We start from the raw sequence: 19,385 nt of genomic DNA, 5'->3' as shown, positions 1-19,385 counted from the left end.
GGCTGAATATCCGGCCACGGCACTAGCGCCTCGGCCATCGCGTTGCAATGGACGCCATCGACATGCGGAATGGTCCAGTCATGACCGCCGACCCCGGCATCGTCTAGGTCGTGAGCGACTGGAACCGCCCCGCCGACGATGCTGCCAGCTCGGACCAGTCGATTTCTTCTTCCAGACGGTGATAGGCTTCGTCGCCGATCGTACCGTCGCGGCGCAATTCTTCGAGCCTATCGCGCTGCCGCTTGATGGCATAGAGGCGCAGCCGGTCGTATTCGGTGGCCGCCTGCGCATCCTCAGGATTCTCGGCGATCTTTCGTTGGGCCTCGTACTGCTCGCGCACGACGTCCGCAGCGGCAGACGTCTTGCGGCTCAGGACGTCGAGCGCGGCTTCCATGATGGCAACGCGTGCCTGCGCCACTTCGCGATCTATCGTCGTATCCTCTTCGAAATTGAGCCAGCGCAGCAGCGGCTTCAAGCTCATGCCTTGCAGCACCAGCGTGCCGAGCACGACCGCGAAGGCGGCAAGCACGATCGGGTCCCGGCCAGGGAAATTGGCCGGCAGTGCAATGGCCACCACCAGGCTCACCAGCCCACGCATGCCGCACCAGCCGACAAGCAAGGCGCCCCCGAATGTCGGCGCATCCCGCCTTTGCTCTTTGCTGTCGAAGCGGGCGAACCGCCGTATGATCGCGACGTAGCCAAACACCCAGACGAGGCGTGCCACGATGACAACGGCCAGCACCGTTGCGGCGAAGACAAATTCATCGCCCTGCCCATCGCCGGAGAGCCTGCCGACGATCGACCGGGCCTGCAGGCCCATCAGCACGAAAGCCAGCACGTTGAGCACGAACACTGCCGACTCCCAGACCGAGTAGGTGCTGACGCGGCGTCTGGCCGACATCTGGCGCGGCGCGGTGCGCGCGATGGTGATGGCATAGACGACGATGGTGATGATCGCGGAAAGGCCGATCCTGTCGGCGATGATCCAGACGGCAAAGGTTCCGGCAAACTGCACCACGGTGCTGCTTGCCGCATCCTCGATGCGCGTCAGCGTCAGCAGCGAGAGGCGGCCGAACAGATAGCCGGCGGCGACGCTGCCGACCGTCGACAAAAGGATCACCGGCACCGCATCGCTCAGCATGACCGAGCCGACCGCGGCCGAAACGGCGATGCGGTAGATCAGAAGTGCCGTGGCGTCGTTGAGCAGGCTCTCCCCTTGCAGGATGACGTTGAGGCGGTGCGGCACCTTGAACTGGCCAAGCACGGCGCTCGCCGCCACGGCGTCCGGCGGCGCGACGATGGCGCCGAGCGCGATCGCCGCCGCGATCGGCAGACCGGCCATTTTCCAGCCGACGAAGGCGACGACCACGGTGGTGAAGACAACCGCGCCCAACGCCAGCAGCACCAGCGACAGCCGGTAGCGCTTCAGGTCGCGCAGCGACGTATCATAGGCGGCATCGAGAAGCACCGGCGCGATGAACAGGGCAAGCGCCAGTTCCGGGTCGATCTCGATGGTCGGCGCACCTGGCAGAAAGGCGATCCCCACTCCGGCCAAGGCCAGCAGGGAGGGATAAGGTATCCCCAGCCATCGCGACAACGCCGTCAGCCCGACGGCGATCAGAAGCAGGATGAGGGTGAGCTCGAAAAGCGCCATGACTCATCGTAGCGATGGAACCAGGCCTTTGGCACTGCAAAAAGCGATGGTGAATGGTGAATGGTGAATGGTGAATGGTGAATGGTGAATGGGCATCATCAGAGATAATTCGAGCACGTAAAGTGCTCTCTTCGCTGACTACCATTCACTATTCACTATTCACCATTCACCCTAGTGCAGCACCAGCATGTCGCCCGACGAGAACGAGATGTCCGCCTTCTCGCCGACGACAGGCGGCGGCGTCGCCGAGTTGTTGAAGGTGTCGAGCGATACCGTGTTGCCGCCGATGCCGACGCGCACCCGGATGACCGAGCCGAGGAAATGCACCTCGGCGATCTCGCCCGAAAGGCTGGTGTCGTGGCCGGGCTGGCGTCCGAGCGAAATCGCTTCGGGCCGCAGCGCCAGCGACAGCGTGTCGCCGGACTTCGACCCGTTGAGCTTTCCCTTCAGCGAGACTTCCTGCGTGTTGACCCGCACCGTGCCGGACGCGGCATCGGTGACCTTGCCTTCCAGCACGTTGAGCGTGCCGACGAAATTGGCAACGAACTTGGTCGCCGGCCGGTTGTAGATCTCGAACGGCGTGCCGACCTGTTCGGCCTTGCCGCCATACATGACCGCGATGCGGTCGGAGATCGACAGCGCCTCTTCCTGGTCATGCGTCACGAAGATGGTGGTTATGCCGAGCTTCTTCTGGATCGAGCGGATTTCCTCGCGCAGCGAAATGCGCACTTTGGCGTCCAGCGCCGACAGCGGCTCGTCGAGCAGCAAAAGCTTCGGCTTCGGCGCAATGGCGCGCGCCAGCGCGATGCGCTGCTGCTGGCCGCCGGAGAGCTGGTAGGGATAGCGGTCGGCCATCTGCGGCAGCCTGATGATGTCGAGCATCTCCGCGACACGGGAATCGATGGCCGCCCTGGGCATGCCCGCCACCTTCAGTCCGAATCCGATATTCTGCGCCACAGTGAGGTTGGGAAACAGCGCATAGGCCTGGAACACCATGCCGATATTGCGCTGGTTGGGCTTCAGCCTGGTGATGTCCTTGCCGCTAACCACGATCTTGCCGGCCGAGGGCTCCTCGAAGCCGGCCACCATGCGCAACACCGTCGTCTTGCCGCAGCCGGACGGACCGAGGAAGGAGACGAATTCGCCCGGCGCGACATCGAGGTTGAAATCCTCGACCACGGTTGTGGCGCCGAAGGACTTTCGCACATGCTGGATGGAGAGGAACGGCTCGGCCATGGCTTTTCTTTCGGTCGGTACTTCGCTCAATTGGGGCGGTTCGCCGATTTCGGCGCGAAACGGGACAAGATCTGGATCAGCGACATGCAGCCCCAGGTTATGACGAACGCGATGATCGACAGCGCCGCCGGCTCATAGGCGCGGTTGGCCACAAGATTCTGCAAATACGGGCCGAATGCCGGCCGGTTGAGCAGGCTGGCCATGGTGAATTCGCCGATCACGATGGCGAAGGTCAGGAATGCGCCCGAAAGCACCGCGATCAGCACATTGGGCAGGATCACGCGGCTGATAATCGTGCCCCAGCCGGCACCCAGGATCTGCGCCGCTTCCGTCAACGTGCGCACGTCGATGGTGCGAAGCCCGGTGTCGACGGCGCGGTACATGTATGGCAGTGCAAGCGTTGCATAGCCGATGACCAGCAGAGCATTCGCGCCTGGATTGGTTGCCAGGAACGGCAGCGGCGAATTCGACCCATACATCCTGATATAGCCGAAGACGATGACGATGGCCGGGATCACCAGCGGCAGCAGCGTGATGAACTCGACGATCGGCCTGATCTGCGGCATGCGAAGGCGGATCCAGTAGGCCGTAGGCACGACGATCAGCACGCCGAGGAGAATGGTGAAGATGGCGACGACCGCCGAAAACATGAAGGTCGCCTGGAACTGGCTGTCGCCGAGCACGACCTTGTAGGCGTCCAGGGAATAGACGCCGCGGCGCATGCGCAGCGAGAACTCGATCGTCGCGATCAGCGGGATGAAGAAATACGCCGCGCCGAGGACAAAGACGACCCAGGCCCAGAACCTGCCGGATTTCATTTCAGCCACCTCTCCGAGCGCGTCCGGAACCAGATGTAGAAGATGTTGGCAAGCCCGGTGATGACGATCATGCCGAAGGCGATCGCGTAACCGAGATGGGCATTGTGCAGCACGTCGCCGCGGATTTGGGCGTAGAGCAGGATCGGCACGATGTTGAGCGAGGACCCGGTCAGCGCATAGGCGGTGGCGATCGCCCCGAAGGCATTGGCGAAGAGCAGGATCACGGTGCCGAGGAAGCTTGGCCACAGCACGGGGATTACCACCAAGCGCCAGTATTGCGCCTGGGTGGCGCCGAGCGTGGCGGCGGCTTCGCCCCATTCCCTTTTTAGTCCGTCGATCGCCGGCACGATGATGACCACCATCAGCGGGATCTGGAAATAGACATAGGTGATCGTCAGACCCCAGAACGACAGCAGGTTGAAGCCATGCGCATAGATGTTGAACCCAACCAGCGTGTTGAGAAGCACGGTGACGAGGCCCAGCCGGCCTAGGGTCGCGATGAAGGCGAAAGCCAGCGGCACTCCGGCGAAATTGGACGCGACACCGGAAAACGTCAGCGTCCCCGACCGTATCCAGTTGGGCAGGCCTCCGCGCACGATGGCGATGGCGATGGCAAGACCGGCGAAGGCGCCGATCAGCGATGACGCCAGGCTGACCTTTATCGAAATCCAGTAGGCGGCAACGATGTTGGCCGAAAAAAGCGCGACGATGTTGGCGAAGGTGAACTCGCCCGCCTCGTTCTGGAAGGCGCCCAGCATCAAGTAGAGCGTGGGCAGGATCAGGAACATGACGGCGAAGACGAAGAACGGCGTTACGCCAAGCCATTGCGTCGGTAGCCGCATTGCGCGCGCTTCGCCGGGGGGCGCGGCCTTGCCCGCAATTGCCTGATTGGAAACCGAGAGATCGGTCATGCGCCGGCTACCGTTTTTGGGAAGGAGTCCGGGCGGCCATCGGGCCGCCCGGACCATATTGATGCTTACTTCACATTTGCGCCGACAACGGCGTCCCAGTTCTTGGTGATGGCTTCTTTCGCCTTGCCCTGTTCATCGAGCGTCGGAAACACCGCGGCCGCATAGGACTCGGCCGGAGGCATCTTCGCCAGCATATCCGCCGGAACCTTGCCGTTCTTGGCGAGATCGTTGAAGCGGATCGGGTGGCAATAGCCCTTCAGCCAGCCGATCTGGCCTTCGTCGGAGTAGAGATATTCCAGCCAAAGCTTGGCCGCATTCGGATGCGGCGCGTAAGCGCTGATCGCCTGCACGTAAACGCCGGCGACAACGCCGGTCTTCGGCACAATGACGTCAACGGGGGGATTGCCCTTCAGCGTGTCGCGACCGGAGAGCGCGTTGTAGTCCCAGGTGACGAGGATCGGCGTCTGGCCCTGGGCGAGCGTCGCGGTTTTGCCGATGACCGGCACGAAGTTGCCGGCGGCATTGAGCTTCTTGAAAAACTCGAGCCCGGCAGTGCCTGCGGCTTCGCCAGCGGCAGCGCCGCTGGCAAGGCCGGCGGCGTAGACGGCCTGGATAGCCTGGTTCGAAGCGCGCGGATCGCCGGCAAGGGCAACCGAGTTGGCGAATTCAGGCTTCAGCAGGTCGGCCCAGTCGGTCGGCGATTCTTTGACCAGATCCTTGTTCACCTGGAACGAGAGCACGCCATAATAGTCGGCTGTCCAGTAGCCGTCAGCGTCCTTGGCGCTGTCCGGAATGGAATCCCAGGTCGAGACTTTATAAGGCTGGATCAGGCCGTCCTTCTTGGCGGACGGACCGAAGGACAGGCCGACGTCGATGACGTCAGGTGCCTGCGGGCCCTTGTTGTCCTTGTTCGCTTTGATCGCCTCGATCTCATCGCCGGAGCCTGCATCCGGGTTGAGCTCGTTGACGGTGATCTCCGGATACTTCGCCTTGAAGCCGGCGATGACGTCGCCATAGCCGCACCAGTCGTGCGGCAGCGCGATGGTGGTGAGCTGGCCCTCGGCTTTCGCCGCCTTGACGAGATCGTCCATCGCGTCGGCGGACGAAATCACCGTCGACGCAAACAGCGCCGCGGCCGAAAGGGAAAGCACTTTCCCCGTGAATTTGAACATGTGTTCTCTCCGTTGAACTGACGCCATTGGACGCCTGCGATGCGGTATCGTTTTCGTGTGACAGCCAGATGAAAGCTTTGTGAAAGCGGCACCCCGCAACACGAAAAAGTAAACTCTCTTTAACCGGCTGTAGCAATCGCTTCGCGATTCTTTTTCCGGCTAATTATTCTCCTCCTTGCATTCCGCCCGTTGCCCTTTCCTTTCCCCTCGTTTCCAGATCAACTTTCCGCTGCAAATTGGTTTACACAGACCCTACGATGGCATTTTCGAGCAGAGCAAGCGCCCCTTTCTTGGTGAGCTTGACCGGATTGCCGCCGGCGGTCGGATCGACCACCGCCATGTCGGCGATCAGTGTCTTGCGGTTCTTGTCCATGTCGAGGTCCTTGATCAGGCCGGGCAGCGCATGCGGCACCTTGAGCTCCTTGCGCAATTTGATGACGGCTTTTGCGAAGCCATCGAAGCCGCCCTTGATGCCGCAATAGGCGGCGAGCCGCGCGATGCGATCCTCGATCGCATCGCGGTTGAAGGCGAGGACATAGGGCATGAACACCGCATTGGTCATGCCGTGATGGGTGTCGTAGAGCGCGCCGATCGGATGCGACAGAGAGTGGATGGCGCCCAGCCCTTTCTGGAAGGCGGCCGCGCCCATCGCGGCCGCGCTCATCATATTCGCGCGGGCGACCAGATCCTTGCCGTTGGCGAAGGCCTTGGGCAGGTTCTCGAACACCAGCCGGATGCCTTCCACGGCGATGCCGTCGGCCATCGGATGATAGCCCGGCGCGCAATAGGCTTCGAGGCAGTGGGCGAGCGCGTCCATGCCGGTGCCGGCCGTGATGAAGGGCGGCATGCCGACCGACAGCTCCGGATCGGCAATCACGATCGCCGGCAGAAGCTTGGGGTGGAAAATGACTTTCTTGGTGTGGGTCTCTTCATTGGTGATGACGCCGGCGCGGCCGACCTCGGAACCGGTGCCCGCCGTGGTCGGCACCGCGATGATCGGCGCGATCGCCTCCGAGTTGGCGCGCGTCCACCAGTCGCCGATGTCCTCGAAATCCCATACCGGACGCGCCTGCCCGGCCTGGAAGGCGATCAGCTTGCCGAGGTCGAGCGCCGAGCCGCCGCCGAAAGCGACGACCCCGTCATGCTTGCCTTTCTTGAACACGGCGATGCCGGCGATCAGGTTGGACTCGACCGGGTTCGGCTTCACCTCGGAAAAGACGCCATAAGGCACATTGGCATCGTCGAGGATCTTCAGTGTCGAAGCGACGACGGGCAGCTTCGCCAGGCCCGGGTCGGTCACGAAAAGCGGGCGCTTGATGCCTGCCGCAGCCAGCGCGTCCGGCAGTTCCTTGATGCGCCCCGCGCCGAAGCGGACGGTGGTGGGGTAGTTCCATTTGGAGGTGAGCTTGGACATGGATTGTCTTTCGAATTCAGATCGCTTCGCGCAGGTGATAGGATTTCGGCCGGGTCAGGTTGTCGTAGCCGATGGCGGACAGCGCCGCGCCCTTGCCGGTGTCCTTGACGCCGGTCCAGACCAGCGCCGGATCGAGATAGTCGCAGCGGTTCATGAACACGGTGCCTGTCTGGACCCGGTCGCCGATCGCCACGGCGCGCTCGGTGTCGCGCGTCCAGATCGAGGCCGTCAGCCCATAGGGGCTGTCGTTCATCAGCGCGATGGCTTCCTCGTCGTAGCGCACCTTCATGATGCCGACGATCGGGCCGAAGCTTTCCTCGCGCATGACGCTCATCTGGTGGTCGACACCGGTCAGCACTTCCGGCGCCAGATAGGGCGAGCCCGGCCTGTCGTTTTCCACCTTCATGGCGATATGCGCCTTGGCGCCCTTGCGCAGCGCCTCTGCCTTCTGCTCGCGGATCAGGTCGGCGAAGCGTGCCTGCGCCATCGGACCCATGGTCGTCGCCTGCTCCAGCGGATTGCCGACGACATAGTTCCTGGTCTCGGCGACAAAACCTTCGACGAACTCGTCATAGACCTTTTCGTGCACATAGACGCGCTCGATGCCGCAGCAGCATTGGCCGGAATTGTAGAAGGCGCCGTCGACCAAATTGGCGACCGCATGGTCCATTTTGGCGTCGGGAAGGACATAGGCCGGATCCTTGCCGCCGAGCTCGAGGCCGAGCGTCATGAAGGTGCCGGCCGCGGCCTTCTCGATGGCGCGGCCGCCGGCAACCGAGCCGGTGAAGTTGACATGATCGATCTTGCCCGAGCCGAGCAGCCTTTCGGTCTGGTCGTGGTTCATGACCAGATTCTGGAACAGGCCTTTCGGCAGGCCCGCCTTGTCGAACGCCTGCTGGAAGCGCTCGCCGACCAGCAGCGTCTGCGCCGCATGCTTGAGGATGACCGCGCTTCCGGCCATCAGCGCCGGCACGATCGTGTTGACCGCGGTGAGATAAGGATAGTTCCACGGCGCGATCACCAGCACGACGCCAAGCGGCACCTTCTTGACATAGCGGCGAAAGCCGTCCTTCGGATTGGAGGCCATGATCGGCTTCAGCGCAGCTTCCGCGATCTCGACCATGTAGCTGGTGCGTTCCTTGACGCCGCCGAACTCGCCGCCATAGCGCACCGGCCGCCCCATCTGCCAGGCGATCTCGGGCACGATCTCGTCGCTGATGCCGACCAGCGCTTCCAGCATGGCCAGCATGTACTTGCCGCGCTCCGCGACCGGTGTCTCGGCCCACTTCTCCTGCGCCGCCCTGGCGCGCTCTACCGCCGCGTTGATCGCCTGATCCGTCGCGACCGGCCGCTCGGCATAGATCGAGCCATCGATGGGTGATTTAAGTTTTACGGTATCCAAGAAGACGTCTCCAAATTGACTCTTTCAGCAGCCGATGGCTCTGACATGACCATGCGCGGCATAGGCCAAAATGGCCTTGTCACGGGTTACGATAGTCAAATCGCGCTCCCGCGCGGTCGCTATCAGAATTCGATCCATTGGATCGCTGTGAACGACACCTGGGAGGTAGGAGGCCGCGATGAGAATACGTGGCGTCACCCCTTCCACTGTGACGGCCGCCGCCTCAACGAACTCGTCGAACCAACGGTCGGGCGTCTTCGTGGACGGCAACCTGCCCTTCGACACCAGCATGCCCATCTCCCATGCCGTCATGACCGATACGTTCAGCGTGCCGGACTGAGGAGCCTTGCTGATAGCCGTTGTCGCCGCATCGGCTATCGGTTCGTCCTGCGAAATCCAGATGACTGCGCAAGTGTCCAACAGAAGGTTCTCAGTCTTCATAGACCTTGCCCCAATCCTGCTCGACAGGCTCCGTCAGATCGACCTCTGGGAGGATAGTAAGCGTTCCCTTCATGCAGCCGAAGATCGGGTGCCGTGTCGGTGTCCCGCCGATCTCGGCCTGAGCCGATTCGCCGAACCCCTTTGCAGTGCCGGAACCTGGCTGAACGCGCCGAAAGACCAGATTTTCGCCCGCTATATTGACGGACTCAGTCTGGAACCCCGCGGCCAGCCACTCCTTTGTCATTGGATTGTTGCTGGGGTTATTGCTCCACCAAGCCGGATACTGCTTGGACGCCGGTAGCTTTTCGCCAAGCAGCTTCTCGATGTCGCTGAACGACATCGGAACCCGCTCGCCGGTTTGAGCCATAAGATACGAACGCAAAGGCGAATACTTTCCCATTCTCACGTTCCCGAACTCAACCAGCCAAGACTGCAGCTTTAGTTAGGTTCAGTCAACGTCGATTACAGCTTTAGTAGCGTTCAAACCCCCGGTGCAGTTCCCAATCCGTGATACGGCGGTCGTATTCGAACTGCTCCCAGCGGGCGGTGTGGACATAGTGCTCGATCACCTCCTCGCCGAAGGCCTGCTTCAGCATCGTGGAGCCTTCCAGCGTCTCGGTGGCATCGCGCAGCGTCTTCGGGATTTCCGGCAGTTGCGACGCCTGATAGGCGTCGCCGACAAACGGCTTCTGCAGCTCCAGCTTCTCGTCGATGCCGGCGAGACCGGCCGCGATCAGCGCGGCGAAGGCGAGATAGGGGTTGAGATCGGCGCCGCCGATGCGGCATTCCATGCGGATGCCCTTGGTACCCTCGCCGCACAGCCGGAATCCCGCCGTGCGGTTGTCCTCGCTCCACATGATCTTGGTCGGCGCGAAGGTGCCGGCCTGGAAGCGCTTGTAGGAGTTGATGTACGGCGCCAGGAACCAGGTGAACTCCTTGGCGTATTTGAGCTGGCCGGCCGCCCATTGCTGGCCGAGGCTCGACAGCGTCCATTCGGCGTTTTTGTCGAAGAACAGCGGCGTCCCGCCGTCGGCGCTCCACAGCGAATTGTGGATGTGGCTGGAATTGCCGGCGAGCCCGTAATTGTACTTGGCCATGAAGGAGATGGCCTTGCCTTCGGAATCGGCGATCTCCTTGGCGCCGTTCTTCAGGATGACGTGGCGATCCGCCATCTCGAGCGCCTCGGCATAGCGCACATTGATCTCTTCCTGGCCCGGACCCCACTCGCCCTTGGAATTTTCGATCGGGATACCGGCTGCCTCCATCTCGTTGCGGAGCCGGCGCATGACGCCTTCTTCCTTGGTGGTGATGCCGATCTGGTAGTCGCCGATATAGGGCGAAGCGCTGTCGAGCCCTTGCCAGTGCTTCCTGCGCGCCGATTCATAGGTTTCGCTGAACAGGTAGAATTCGAGCTCGGAGGCGAAGTAGCCGATATAGCCGCGCTCGCTCAGGCGCTTGACCTGCTTCTTCAGGATCGCGCGCGGCGAATGCGCGAGGTCCTCATGGTCGTGATGATCGAGCACGTCGCAGATGACCAGCGCCGTCTTCTCCAGCCATGGGACGCGCCGCAACGTCGACAGGTCGGGTTTCATGACAAAGTCGCCATAACCCTTCGACCAGCTCGCCGCCTTGTAGCCCGGCACCGGCTCCATATCGATGTCGCAGGCCAGCAGATAGTTGCAGCCATGCGTCTCGCCATGCGCGGAATCGACGAAATACTGGGCCAGGAAGCGCTTCCCCGCGAGCCGGCCCTGCATGTCGACGATGCAGGCCAGCACCGTGTCGACCTCGCCGTTCGAGACCGCTTTCTTCAACTGATCGAACGAGAAATTCCCGGCCATTCCTTTGGCACTCCAACACTTGTCGATTGAAAGGGAGAAACGAAGCCCTGGCCGGCGTGACGCCGGCCAGGGCGATGATGTTCGATATCAGTGGCCGGTCTCGCCGACCGCCTGCTCTGCCGCCTTGATCGCCGCCTGGCGCGCCGCGATGATGTCGCCGAGCGGCGGCCCCTGGAAGCGGTTGCGCTCGAAGGCGAACCAGACGACCGCCGTCAGGATGAAGAAGCCGACGGTGATGTAGAGCGCCCAGTCGTTCGGCGGCTGGATGCCGATGACGAAGATCAGGATCATCGACACGATCGAGAGCAGACCGAACAGCATGAAGATGCCGCGGCCCATGTTCCACGGCCCCATCTTGTCCCACTTCGGCGTCCCCCAGGCCATCATGCCGAGCACGATCGGCACGGTGAAGGAGAGGAACAAGAAGATGACGGTGCAGGACACCACAATCGTGTAGGCCGAGGTGCCGGCGACCGAGACCACCGACGAGCCCCACACGAACAGCACCGACAGGATCGAGGCTGTCCAGATCGCCGCCACGGGCGTGCGATAGGTCGGGCTGACCTTGGAAAGCGCTGCCGAGCCGGGCAGGCCGCCGTCTCGCGAGAAGGCGAAGATCATGCGCGAGGCCGACGTGACGGTGGCAAGGCCGCACAGCAGCTGTGCCAGGAACACGACGAGATAGACGAACTCCTTCAGTCCGGTTCCGACGCGCTGATCGAAGGCCCAGAAGAACACGTTCCAGCCCTGCTTGGCGGCCTCGTCCATGTTCGGGATCATCAACACGAAGGCAGCCAGGAACAGGTAGCCGAACAGCGCCGACCAGATGACCGACATGACCATCGCGCGCGGCACGGAAGAAGCCGCCTTGATGGTTTCCTCCGACGTGTGCGCCGAGGCGTCATAGCCGGTGATCGTATAGATCGGCAGCAGGAGGCCCAGCGCGAAGACCCAGGCGTTCGAGACCTGCGGCCACACGCCGCCTCCGGCATCGCCTGAGTAGTTGTGGAAGGTGAAGAGGCGGCTGAAGTCCCAGGTCTCGGCCGAGAGCAGGCAGACCACCGCGATCAGGATCGAGCCGAAGAAGATCAGATAGCCCGAAAAGTCGGTTAGCTTTGCCGTCAGCTTGATGCCCAGATGGTTGATCAGCGCCTGCGCACCGGTGATGATGACCAGGAAGATCGTCTGGGTGGTCAGGTTGTTTTCAATGCCCAGCGCCGGCCCGAAAGCGCCGACGAAGAAAGTCCAGGTGCCGACGTTGATGGCGCCGAGCACGGTGATCAGGCCAAGCAGGTTGAGCCAGGCGGTAACCCAGCCGGTGCCGCGATTGCCGAGGATCGAGCCCCAGTGATAGAGGCCGCCGGCCGTCGGATAGGCCGAGCTGATCTGCGACATGGCGACCGCGAAGGTGAGCGACACGAAACAGCCCACCAGCCAGCCTATGCCGATGCCGATGCCGCCGGCGCCGGAGGTCGCCTGCGCCAGCGAGTTGATGCCGCCGGACAGGATGCAGATGATGGAGAAGGAAACCGCGAAATTCGAGAAGCGGCTGAGGCGCCGCTCCAGTTCCTGGGCATAGCCCATGCTGTGGAGGACCTGTATGTCCTCAGCCTTGTCGACTTCGGTGTAGTCATTTGCTGCCATGTTGGAAGTCCCCTGTGGTTTCTTAGCTGGCCGACTGTACTGACTTTCCCATTGCGCGTTGTCGGGAGCCCCTGGCCTCCTCGGGCTCCAGATTCGAGAATATGCCTGTGAGCAGATCCGCCCATTTCCGCTGCCCGGTCTCGCCGGAGATCTCGTCGTTGCGGATTTCGATCATCGCGCAGGCAAGGCCGCGCGAGCGCGCGTGCCGTTCCAGCGTGAAATAGACGCGGTCGGCCGGCGAATAGGGTTCGTTGACGCCAACGGTGACGCCGGACAGCCGCTTGAGCGCCGATATCAGCGGCGCTGCCAGCCGGCGATCGTCGTCATGGATGATGCCGATATGCCAGGGACGGCTCCTGCCCTTATAAACCGGCGTGAAGGAGTGCACCGACACCAGGCGCGTTTCCTGCCCGAGCGCCAGCCGCTGCTCGATGATCTCAGCGATCGAGTCGTGGAACGGACGCCACGCGAGATCGATCCGCTCCGCGCGCTGCTTGCCAGAGAGATTCGAATTGCCCGGAATGGCCGTCGCCTCGCTGACCGGCGGCACGAGGTCCGGCGCGTCGAGCGGGCGGTTGCAGTCGATCACCAGGCGCGAGATGCGGGTTTCGACCAGCGTGGCGTCGAGCGCGTCGGCCATCCGGCTGGCGACCGGCAGCGCGCCCGGATCCCAGGCGATATGCCGGGAGAGATCCTCGGCGGGCAGCCCGAGCGTTCCGAATTCGGCGGGCAGGAAGTTCGAGGCGTGATCGCAGGTGAGGACGAAGGGGCTCGAGCCGCCGGGGTTGGTCACCCTCACGGTCTCCGACGGTGCAAGGCTGGCGCGCCGTGCTTTGGCCATACTGCCGTCCCCTCGGGAGCGCTGTATCTTATGTTACGTAATTTGCCTCATTGCGCCCCTGTGAATGATTTCATACAGTTTACGCGGCTTTGTCAAACGCGGAATTCCGAAAACGGCGGCGACCGGGTCAAAGGGTGGGGAAAACGATGATCTCCAGTATTGCCGAACTGATTTCGGACCGCATCGGCACCATGCCGGCAGGCGAGCGCCGCGCCGCGCAGACGCTGATTGCCAACTATCCGCTGACCGGGCTGAAGACCGTGGCCGAGTTCTCGACCGCGGCGGGAGTCTCCTCACCGACGATTCTGCGTTTCGTCGCTAGGTTGGGTTTCCAGAACTATCCCGAATTCCAGTCGGCGCTGCAGGATGAACTGGCCGCGCAATTGCAGTCGCCGGCCTCTCGCACGCTCAACTCGGCGTCGCCCGCCAATGGCGGCGCCGTTTCGCCGATGCTGGAGGCGACGCTCGACAACATGCGCGAGACGTTCCGGCACCTTACCGACAAGCAGTTGGCCGACATTGCCGCACGGCTTGCCGAGCGCCGCGGCAAGACCTTTCTGATCGGCGGCCGCTTCACCGATCCGCTCGCGCGCTACATGGCAGCCCATCTCGCCATCATCCAGCCAGACGTCTACCACCTCGCCGGCCAGGAGAGCATCTGGCGCGACCGGCTGATTGACATGGGCAAGCGCGACGTCCTGGTTATCTTCGACATCAGGCGCTACCAGGAAAGTCTGCTCCGCTTTGCCGAGAAGGCGCACCAGCGCGGCGTCCAAATCGTGCTCTTCACCGATCAGTGGCTCTCGCCGATCGCCCGCTTCGCCCGCCATGTGATCGCCGGGCGTACCGCCGTGCCTTCGGCCTGGGATTCATCCGCCGCCCTCTTTGTCGTCGCCGAAACGCTGATCGGCGCGGTTACGAGGCAGCTCGAAGCCGCCGGCGCCAAGCGCATCCGCGACCTGGAGAGCCTGCGCTAGGCAGTTCCGTCCGTTCGGTTTTCCTTTAACCGAATGGCGGCCGGCATCCCCCAAATTGCGGCAAAAGGTGGGACCGAAGCGATGATCCCGCTTCACGTTACCGAGATTTAATGTGCACGTTTGCGTGATAATTGCCATAAAACGCTGATATTATGATGTGGCGTGGCCGGTATCGCTCTCACGCCGTATCGTCGCTCAGCCTGCTTCCACTTGGAACCGGCGGACGATTCTGCCGCTGGAGTGTCAATGTCGAGCTGGAAACAGATTGTTCTTGCGCTGGTGATCGTGGTTGCCGCTGCGGCCGCCTGGGCGCGCTTCTATCCCGGCGCGCCTGAGGTATTGGCACGCTGGGGTATGGACTGGGCGATTGCGGCGACGCCCCCCGCCACGGGAAGCATCGAGACCGGTTCTGCCCGGTCCGGTCGCAATCGCGCCGGCCAGATCGTGACCATTGTCGCCTCCCCTGCCGGCACCGCCACCATCAACGACAGGCTTCAGGCGATCGGGACCGGCCGCGCCAATGCGACAGTCACTGTCAATCCATACTCTTCCGGCCGCCTCACCGAACTGCCGGTGCAGTCCGGCACCCATGTCGAAAAAGGCGATGTCATCGCCAGGCTCGATTCGGAGACGGAAGTGATTGCGCGCGACCGTGCCAAGGTCGCGCTCGACGACGCCCAGGCGAAGCTCGACCGGGTCAAGTCTCTGCGAGCCTCCAATGCCGCCACGCAAGTTGCCGTCGCGGATGCCGAGGTGGCGCTCGCCAATGCCAAGCTGGCGCTGCGCGATGCCGAGCTCGCGCTCGAGCGCCGCTCGGTCGTCGCGCCTATCGAAGGCACTGTCGGTATCCTGCCGATCGCCGCCGGCAACTATGTCACCAGCCAGTCGGCGATCGCCACGCTTGACGACCGCTCGAGCATATTGGTCGATTTCTGGGTGCCGGAGCGTTTCGCCGCCGCTGTAAAGGTCGGACAGCGATTGTCGGCCACGCCGCTGGCCAACCCCAACCAGGTCTATTCCGGCACGGTTTCGGCCATCGACAACCATATCGACGAGAACAGCCGCACGCTGCTCGTCAAGGCGACGATCGCCAACCCGGCGGATTCGCTGCGCGCCGGCATGTCGTTCCAGATCGCCATGAAATTCCCCGGCGACACCTATCCGGCCGTCAGCCCACTGGCCATCCAGTGGGGCACCGACGGCGCCTATATCTGGACCGTCGAAAACGGCAAGGCAAAGCGCGTGCCGGTGCGCATCATCCAGCGCAACACCGAGACGGTGCTGATCGATGCTCCCGTCGAGAGCGGCGACATGGTGGTGACCGAAGGCACGGAGAGTGTCAGCGAAGGCGGCGACGTCCGGATCGCCGGCGAGGACCGCGCCACCGCGGCCGAAGGCTCATGAGCGCCACCGGCGACCAGACCGCGGGATCGGGCCTGACCGCGCTCTTCATCCGCAGGCCGGTCATGGCCTTCGTGCTCAACACGCTCATCGCGGTCGCCGGCCTCGCAGCCTTCTGGGGCGTCGAAATCCGCGAACTGCCGGATGTCGACCGCCCGGTCATCACCGTCAACACCACCTTCGAGGGTGCGGCCGCCGAAACCGTCGACCGCGAGTTGACCGACCCGATCGAGGGCGCCGTCGCGCGCGTCTCGGGTGTCAAGTCGATCTCGTCGACTTCATCTTTCGGCCAGAGCCGCGTCACCATCGAGTTCAACGACGGCGTCGATCTCAATGTAGCCGCCTCCGATGTCCGCGATTCCGTCAGCCGCATCACCAACCAACTGCCCGAGACCGCCGATGCGCCGCGCATCGTCAAGGCCGACGCCAATTCCGACCCGGTGATGCGGCTGGCGGTCACGTCCGACACCATGTCGGTGCAGGACATGACGGTGCTGGTCCAGGACCGCATCGAGGACGAGCTCGCCGCCGTTCCAGGAGTCGCCGACGTCCAGGTGTCCGGCGACCGCGACAAAATCTTCCGCATCGATGTCGACCAGAACAAGCTGGCAAGCCATGGCTTCACCGTGGCGGATTTGCGCAAGGCGCTCGCCTCCGTCGCCTTCGATTCCCCGGCCGGCTCGATCACCACCACCAACCAGGACCTCGTCGTGCGCACGACGGCCGACGTGACCACGCCGGAGGAATTCGAGAGCATCGTCATCGGCGGCGCGACGCGCATCCGCGACGTCGCCACCGTGACGCTCGGCCCCGACATCGGCCAGACCTCATTGCGCTCCGACGGCAAAACCGGCATCGGCCTCGGCATCATCCGCCAGGCGGAATCGAACACGCTCGATATATCGACCGGCGTCAGGGCCGCCGTGGAGAAGCTCCAGGCAAACCTTCCGCAAGGCATGTCGATCAAGGTCACCAGCGACGATGCCGTCTTCGTCAACGGCGCTGTGCACGAGGTTGAGATCGCGCTCGCGCTTTCCGTCTCGATCGTGCTGATCGTCATCTACGCCTTCCTGCTCGACTGGCGCGCGACGCTGATCCCGGGCCTGTCGATGCCGGTCGCCATGATCGGCACCATCGCCGCGATCTACCTCGCCGGCTTTTCCATCAACATCCTGACGCTGCTGGCGCTGGTTCTGGCGACGGGCCTCGTCGTCGACGACGCCATCGTCGTGCTCGAAAATATCGTGCGCCGCCGCAACGAGGGCATGGGGCCGCGAGCGGCCGCCGTGCTCGGCACCCAGGAAGTCTTCTTCGCCGTCGTTGCCACGACGCTGACCCTGGTCGCCGTCTTCGTGCCGATCTCCTTCCTGCCGGGACAGACCGGCGGGCTCTTTCGCGAGTTCGGCTTCGTGCTGGCGATGTCGGTACTGCTCTCCTGCGTCGTGGCGCTGACGCTCTGCCCGATGCTCGCCTCGCGCATGCTGACCAGCGCCTCTCTTCACCACGAAGGTGGCAGCGGCGTGGGCGCTCGCATCGGCGGCGCATTGCATCGGCTCTACAAGCGCTGCCTGCATGCCTGCCTCGGCGCCCCCTGGATCGTAGTGCTCGTCGCTATGCTCTTCGCTGGCACCGCCTTCACTTTGTTCGGCACGATACGTCAGGAGCTGACGCCGACCGAAGACCGCGCCGTCGTTTTGCTGCGCATCAACGCGCCGCAAGGAGTCAGCCTCGACTACACGACCGAGCAGATGCGCAAGATCGAGCGGCTGATCCAGCCTTTGCGCGATTCCGGCGAGATCCGCAGCACCTTCGCGAATGCCGGCAACAACGGCGCCTACAATAGCGGCTTCATGGTGATGACGCTGGCGCCGTGGGCCGAGCGGACGCGCAGCCAGCAGGAGATCATGGCCGAGATCAGCCGCCTGACAAAGCAGGTGCCAAGCGTCCGCGTTTTCCCGGTTCAGCCCAACAGCCTTCGCATCCGCGGCGCGGGCAGCGGCCTGCAATTCGCCCTGGTCGGCAACGACCGCAAGGCGCTAAGCGCGGCGGCGGTGCAGATCGTCGAGGAAATGCGGCAGGATCCGCGCTTCCAATCACCGCGACTTTCCGTCGACCTTACGCAGCCGCAGCTTGCCGTTGCCATCGACCGCGAGCGCGCCTCCGACCTCGGCATCGACATCACCGGGCTTGCGGACACGCTGCAGGCGATGCTCGACGGCAACGATGTCGTCGACGTCTACATCGCCGACCGCAGCTATGGCGTGAAGCTGGTCTCGACCACCAATCCGATCAACGATCCGACGGATCTGGAAAACATCTTCCTGAAAACGTCGGACGGCCGCTTCGTGCCGATGTCGACCATCGCCACGCTGACCGAGCGCGCCGTGCCGCCGTCCCTGACTCGCGAGCAGCAGCAGCCGTCGGTGGCGATCACCGCCAGTCTCGGCGGCAGCTTCGCGCTCGGCGATGCGCTGACCCGCGCCGAGGAGATCGCAACACCGCTGCTGCCGTCGGACGCGCGGATCGTGCCGCTGGCCGAGGCGGCGACACTCGGCGAGAGCAACAGCGCCATGGCGACCATCTTCGGTTTCGCGCTGGTCATCATTCTTCTGGTGCTGGCGGCCCAGTTCGAGAGCTTCGTCAGCGCCGTCATCATCATGGCGACAGTGCCGCTCGGGCTCGCCTGCGCCATCTTCGCGCTGCTTTTGTCGGGCACCAGTCTCAATGCCTACAGCCAGATCGGCCTGGTCCTGCTGGTCGGCGTCATGGCCAAGAACGGCATCCTCATCGTCGAGTTTGCCAACCAGCTGCGCGACCGCGGGCTTGGCGTGCGCGAGGCGATCGAAGAGGCTGCCACCATTCGCCTTCGCCCGGTGATGATGACGATGATCTGCACCGTGCTCGGCGGCGTGCCGCTGGTGCTGGCTTCGGGCGCAGGCGCCGAGGCGCGCGTGGCGCTCGGTTGGGTGATCGTCGGCGGCCTTGGCCTGGCGACCGTCTCCACGCTCTTCCTGACCCCTGTCGCCTATCTCTTGCTTGGCCGCTTCGTCACGCCCAAGGCGCATGAGGAAGCCCGCGTGAAGCGCGAACTCGAGCAAGCCGCCTATGCCAATGTCGAGCCGGCGGAATAGTGCGCAGGCACGAGCCAGGCAGCTCAGCTACTTGCCGGTGAAATCGGGCAGCCGAATGTATGGATTGCGCTGATCGTAGGGATATCTTGGCTCGCCTTTGCCAGACGAAACGGCTCCCGCTATGAGCACTCCTTTCGGCCCAAATTGATAATCGATGCCGGCACAAAGATGCGCGAGCGTTTCATAGTCGAAGTTGCGCAATTCGCTGCCGGCTGCGAATGCAGCCGCTTTCATCGCATCCGACGAAAGCGAGCCGAGCATGCTATTGCGATAGGCCCTGACCTTGGCCTTGCTGAGCCGCGATGACTGGCATTCAGAGCCGACGACGCGCGCCAGCATGATATTTCTAATTGCGGTCGATGCTGGATCATTCAAAGAGGCCGAATATTTATTGAGAAAATAGTTCGTACCCGGATCATTGGTCATCGACTTGCGCCAAATGGGCGGGAACTTGTCGGCGGCCTCGGCACTAAATGTACCTGCCATTGACACCAGGACGAAT

The 19,385-nt window shown here is 63.2% G+C and carries 16 protein-coding genes; 3 read left to right on the top strand and 13 right to left on the bottom strand.

The window, feature by feature from the left end:
- Positions 1-103 precede the first annotated feature (103 nt).
- The 12 genes from EJ078_RS19715 to EJ078_RS19660 all read right to left on the bottom strand — a co-directional run bounded on the left by EJ078_RS19715 (position 104) and on the right by EJ078_RS19660 (position 13,374).
- On the bottom strand, positions 104-1,654 hold the full coding sequence (locus EJ078_RS19715) for a sodium:proton antiporter (RefSeq protein WP_208720791.1): 1,551 nt from the start codon (positions 1,652-1,654) through the stop codon (positions 104-106).
- Positions 1,655-1,825: 171 nt separating this feature from the next.
- A complete protein-coding gene (locus tag EJ078_RS19710; protein ID WP_127215377.1) occupies positions 1,826-2,890 on the bottom strand; it encodes an ABC transporter ATP-binding protein in 1,065 nt (354 codons plus the stop codon).
- A gap of 26 nt (positions 2,891-2,916) precedes the next feature.
- Complete coding sequence (locus tag EJ078_RS19705; RefSeq protein ID WP_095800497.1) at positions 2,917-3,708, bottom strand: ABC transporter permease; 792 nt, start codon at positions 3,706-3,708, stop codon at positions 2,917-2,919.
- On the bottom strand, positions 3,705-4,550 hold the full coding sequence (locus EJ078_RS19700; protein ID WP_176477631.1) for an ABC transporter permease subunit: 846 nt from the start codon (positions 4,548-4,550) through the stop codon (positions 3,705-3,707). The genes EJ078_RS19705 and EJ078_RS19700 overlap by 4 nt, the downstream gene beginning before the upstream one ends.
- Positions 4,551-4,684: 134 nt before the next feature.
- Complete coding sequence (locus tag EJ078_RS19695; protein WP_095800499.1) at positions 4,685-5,791, bottom strand: ABC transporter substrate-binding protein; 1,107 nt, start codon at positions 5,789-5,791, stop codon at positions 4,685-4,687.
- 241 nt (positions 5,792-6,032) lie between these two features.
- The gene (locus tag EJ078_RS19690) at positions 6,033-7,205 is read right to left on the bottom strand and encodes an iron-containing alcohol dehydrogenase (protein WP_127323967.1); all 1,173 of its coding nucleotides are present in this window, start codon (positions 7,203-7,205) and stop codon (positions 6,033-6,035) included.
- 16 nt (positions 7,206-7,221) lie between these two features.
- Positions 7,222-8,607 (bottom strand): aldehyde dehydrogenase family protein, encoded by a 1,386-nt coding sequence (locus EJ078_RS19685; RefSeq protein ID WP_127215379.1) that lies wholly within the window; start codon positions 8,605-8,607, stop codon positions 7,222-7,224.
- 24 nt (positions 8,608-8,631) lie between these two features.
- Entirely contained in the window at positions 8,632-9,048 is a 417-nt protein-coding gene (locus EJ078_RS19680; RefSeq protein WP_127215380.1) for a type II toxin-antitoxin system VapC family toxin, read from the bottom strand.
- Positions 9,038-9,448, bottom strand: a complete 411-nt coding sequence (locus EJ078_RS19675; protein WP_095823439.1) for a hypothetical protein — start codon at positions 9,446-9,448, stop codon at positions 9,038-9,040. The genes EJ078_RS19680 and EJ078_RS19675 overlap by 11 nt, the downstream gene beginning before the upstream one ends.
- Before the next feature lie 70 nt (positions 9,449-9,518).
- The gene (locus EJ078_RS19670; protein ID WP_095778816.1) at positions 9,519-10,889 is read right to left on the bottom strand and encodes a glutamine synthetase family protein; all 1,371 of its coding nucleotides are present in this window, start codon (positions 10,887-10,889) and stop codon (positions 9,519-9,521) included.
- A gap of 87 nt (positions 10,890-10,976) precedes the next feature.
- On the bottom strand, positions 10,977-12,533 hold the full coding sequence (locus EJ078_RS19665) for an amino acid permease (protein WP_067002581.1): 1,557 nt from the start codon (positions 12,531-12,533) through the stop codon (positions 10,977-10,979).
- A 22-nt stretch (positions 12,534-12,555) separates the two neighbouring features.
- On the bottom strand, positions 12,556-13,374 hold the full coding sequence (locus EJ078_RS19660; protein ID WP_127215381.1) for an N-formylglutamate amidohydrolase: 819 nt from the start codon (positions 13,372-13,374) through the stop codon (positions 12,556-12,558).
- A 146-nt stretch (positions 13,375-13,520) separates the two neighbouring features.
- Between EJ078_RS19660 and EJ078_RS19655 the strand changes: the two genes are divergently transcribed.
- From EJ078_RS19655 to EJ078_RS19645, 3 genes are all read left to right on the top strand, one after another.
- Positions 13,521-14,351, top strand: coding sequence for a MurR/RpiR family transcriptional regulator (locus EJ078_RS19655; RefSeq protein WP_067002767.1), 831 nt, complete (start codon positions 13,521-13,523; stop codon positions 14,349-14,351).
- Positions 14,352-14,597: 246 nt separating this feature from the next.
- Complete coding sequence (locus EJ078_RS19650; protein WP_127215382.1) at positions 14,598-15,755, top strand: efflux RND transporter periplasmic adaptor subunit; 1,158 nt, start codon at positions 14,598-14,600, stop codon at positions 15,753-15,755.
- Complete coding sequence (locus EJ078_RS19645; RefSeq protein ID WP_127215383.1) at positions 15,752-18,883, top strand: efflux RND transporter permease subunit; 3,132 nt, start codon at positions 15,752-15,754, stop codon at positions 18,881-18,883. Before EJ078_RS19650 ends, EJ078_RS19645 begins: the two co-directional genes overlap by 4 nt.
- 27 nt (positions 18,884-18,910) lie before the next feature.
- Here EJ078_RS19645 and EJ078_RS19640 read toward each other — a convergent pair whose 3' ends face one another.
- The gene (locus EJ078_RS19640) at positions 18,911-19,369 is read right to left on the bottom strand and encodes a hypothetical protein (RefSeq protein ID WP_164748180.1); all 459 of its coding nucleotides are present in this window, start codon (positions 19,367-19,369) and stop codon (positions 18,911-18,913) included.
- Positions 19,370-19,385: the final 16 nt, after the last annotated feature.

The organism is Mesorhizobium sp. M1A.F.Ca.IN.022.06.1.1, from assembly GCF_003952605.1.
Lineage (GTDB): Bacteria > Pseudomonadota > Alphaproteobacteria > Rhizobiales > Rhizobiaceae > Mesorhizobium.
The sequence above is the reverse complement of the archived record's forward strand: the minus strand, read 5'-3'. Positions and strand labels throughout refer to the sequence as shown.

What these genes read in the sequence shown, in the direction of transcription:
- EJ078_RS19640 (WP_164748180.1), bottom strand. Translation starts at nt 19,369, where the DNA reads ATGGCAGGTACATTTAGTGCCGAGGCCGCCGACAAGTTCCCGCCCATT.
- EJ078_RS19695 (WP_095800499.1), bottom strand. Translation starts at nt 5,791, where the DNA reads ATGTTCAAATTCACGGGGAAAGTGCTTTCCCTTTCGGCCGCGGCGCTG.
- EJ078_RS19650 (WP_127215382.1), top strand. Translation starts at nt 14,598, where the DNA reads ATGTCGAGCTGGAAACAGATTGTTCTTGCGCTGGTGATCGTGGTTGCC.
- EJ078_RS19675 (WP_095823439.1), bottom strand. Translation starts at nt 9,448, where the DNA reads ATGGGAAAGTATTCGCCTTTGCGTTCGTATCTTATGGCTCAAACCGGC.
- EJ078_RS19670 (WP_095778816.1), bottom strand. Translation starts at nt 10,889, where the DNA reads ATGGCCGGGAATTTCTCGTTCGATCAGTTGAAGAAAGCGGTCTCGAAC.
- EJ078_RS19705 (WP_095800497.1), bottom strand. Translation starts at nt 3,708, where the DNA reads ATGAAATCCGGCAGGTTCTGGGCCTGGGTCGTCTTTGTCCTCGGCGCG.
- EJ078_RS19680 (WP_127215380.1), bottom strand. Translation starts at nt 9,048, where the DNA reads ATGAAGACTGAGAACCTTCTGTTGGACACTTGCGCAGTCATCTGGATT.
- EJ078_RS19655 (WP_067002767.1), top strand. Translation starts at nt 13,521, where the DNA reads ATGATCTCCAGTATTGCCGAACTGATTTCGGACCGCATCGGCACCATG.
- EJ078_RS19700 (WP_176477631.1), bottom strand. Translation starts at nt 4,550, where the DNA reads ATGCGGCTACCGACGCAATGGCTTGGCGTAACGCCGTTCTTCGTCTTC.
- EJ078_RS19710 (WP_127215377.1), bottom strand. Translation starts at nt 2,890, where the DNA reads ATGGCCGAGCCGTTCCTCTCCATCCAGCATGTGCGAAAGTCCTTCGGC.
- EJ078_RS19715 (WP_208720791.1), bottom strand. Translation starts at nt 1,654, where the DNA reads ATGGCGCTTTTCGAGCTCACCCTCATCCTGCTTCTGATCGCCGTCGGG.
- EJ078_RS19690 (WP_127323967.1), bottom strand. Translation starts at nt 7,205, where the DNA reads ATGTCCAAGCTCACCTCCAAATGGAACTACCCCACCACCGTCCGCTTC.
- EJ078_RS19660 (WP_127215381.1), bottom strand. Translation starts at nt 13,374, where the DNA reads ATGGCCAAAGCACGGCGCGCCAGCCTTGCACCGTCGGAGACCGTGAGG.
- EJ078_RS19665 (WP_067002581.1), bottom strand. Translation starts at nt 12,533, where the DNA reads ATGGCAGCAAATGACTACACCGAAGTCGACAAGGCTGAGGACATACAG.
- EJ078_RS19645 (WP_127215383.1), top strand. Translation starts at nt 15,752, where the DNA reads ATGAGCGCCACCGGCGACCAGACCGCGGGATCGGGCCTGACCGCGCTC.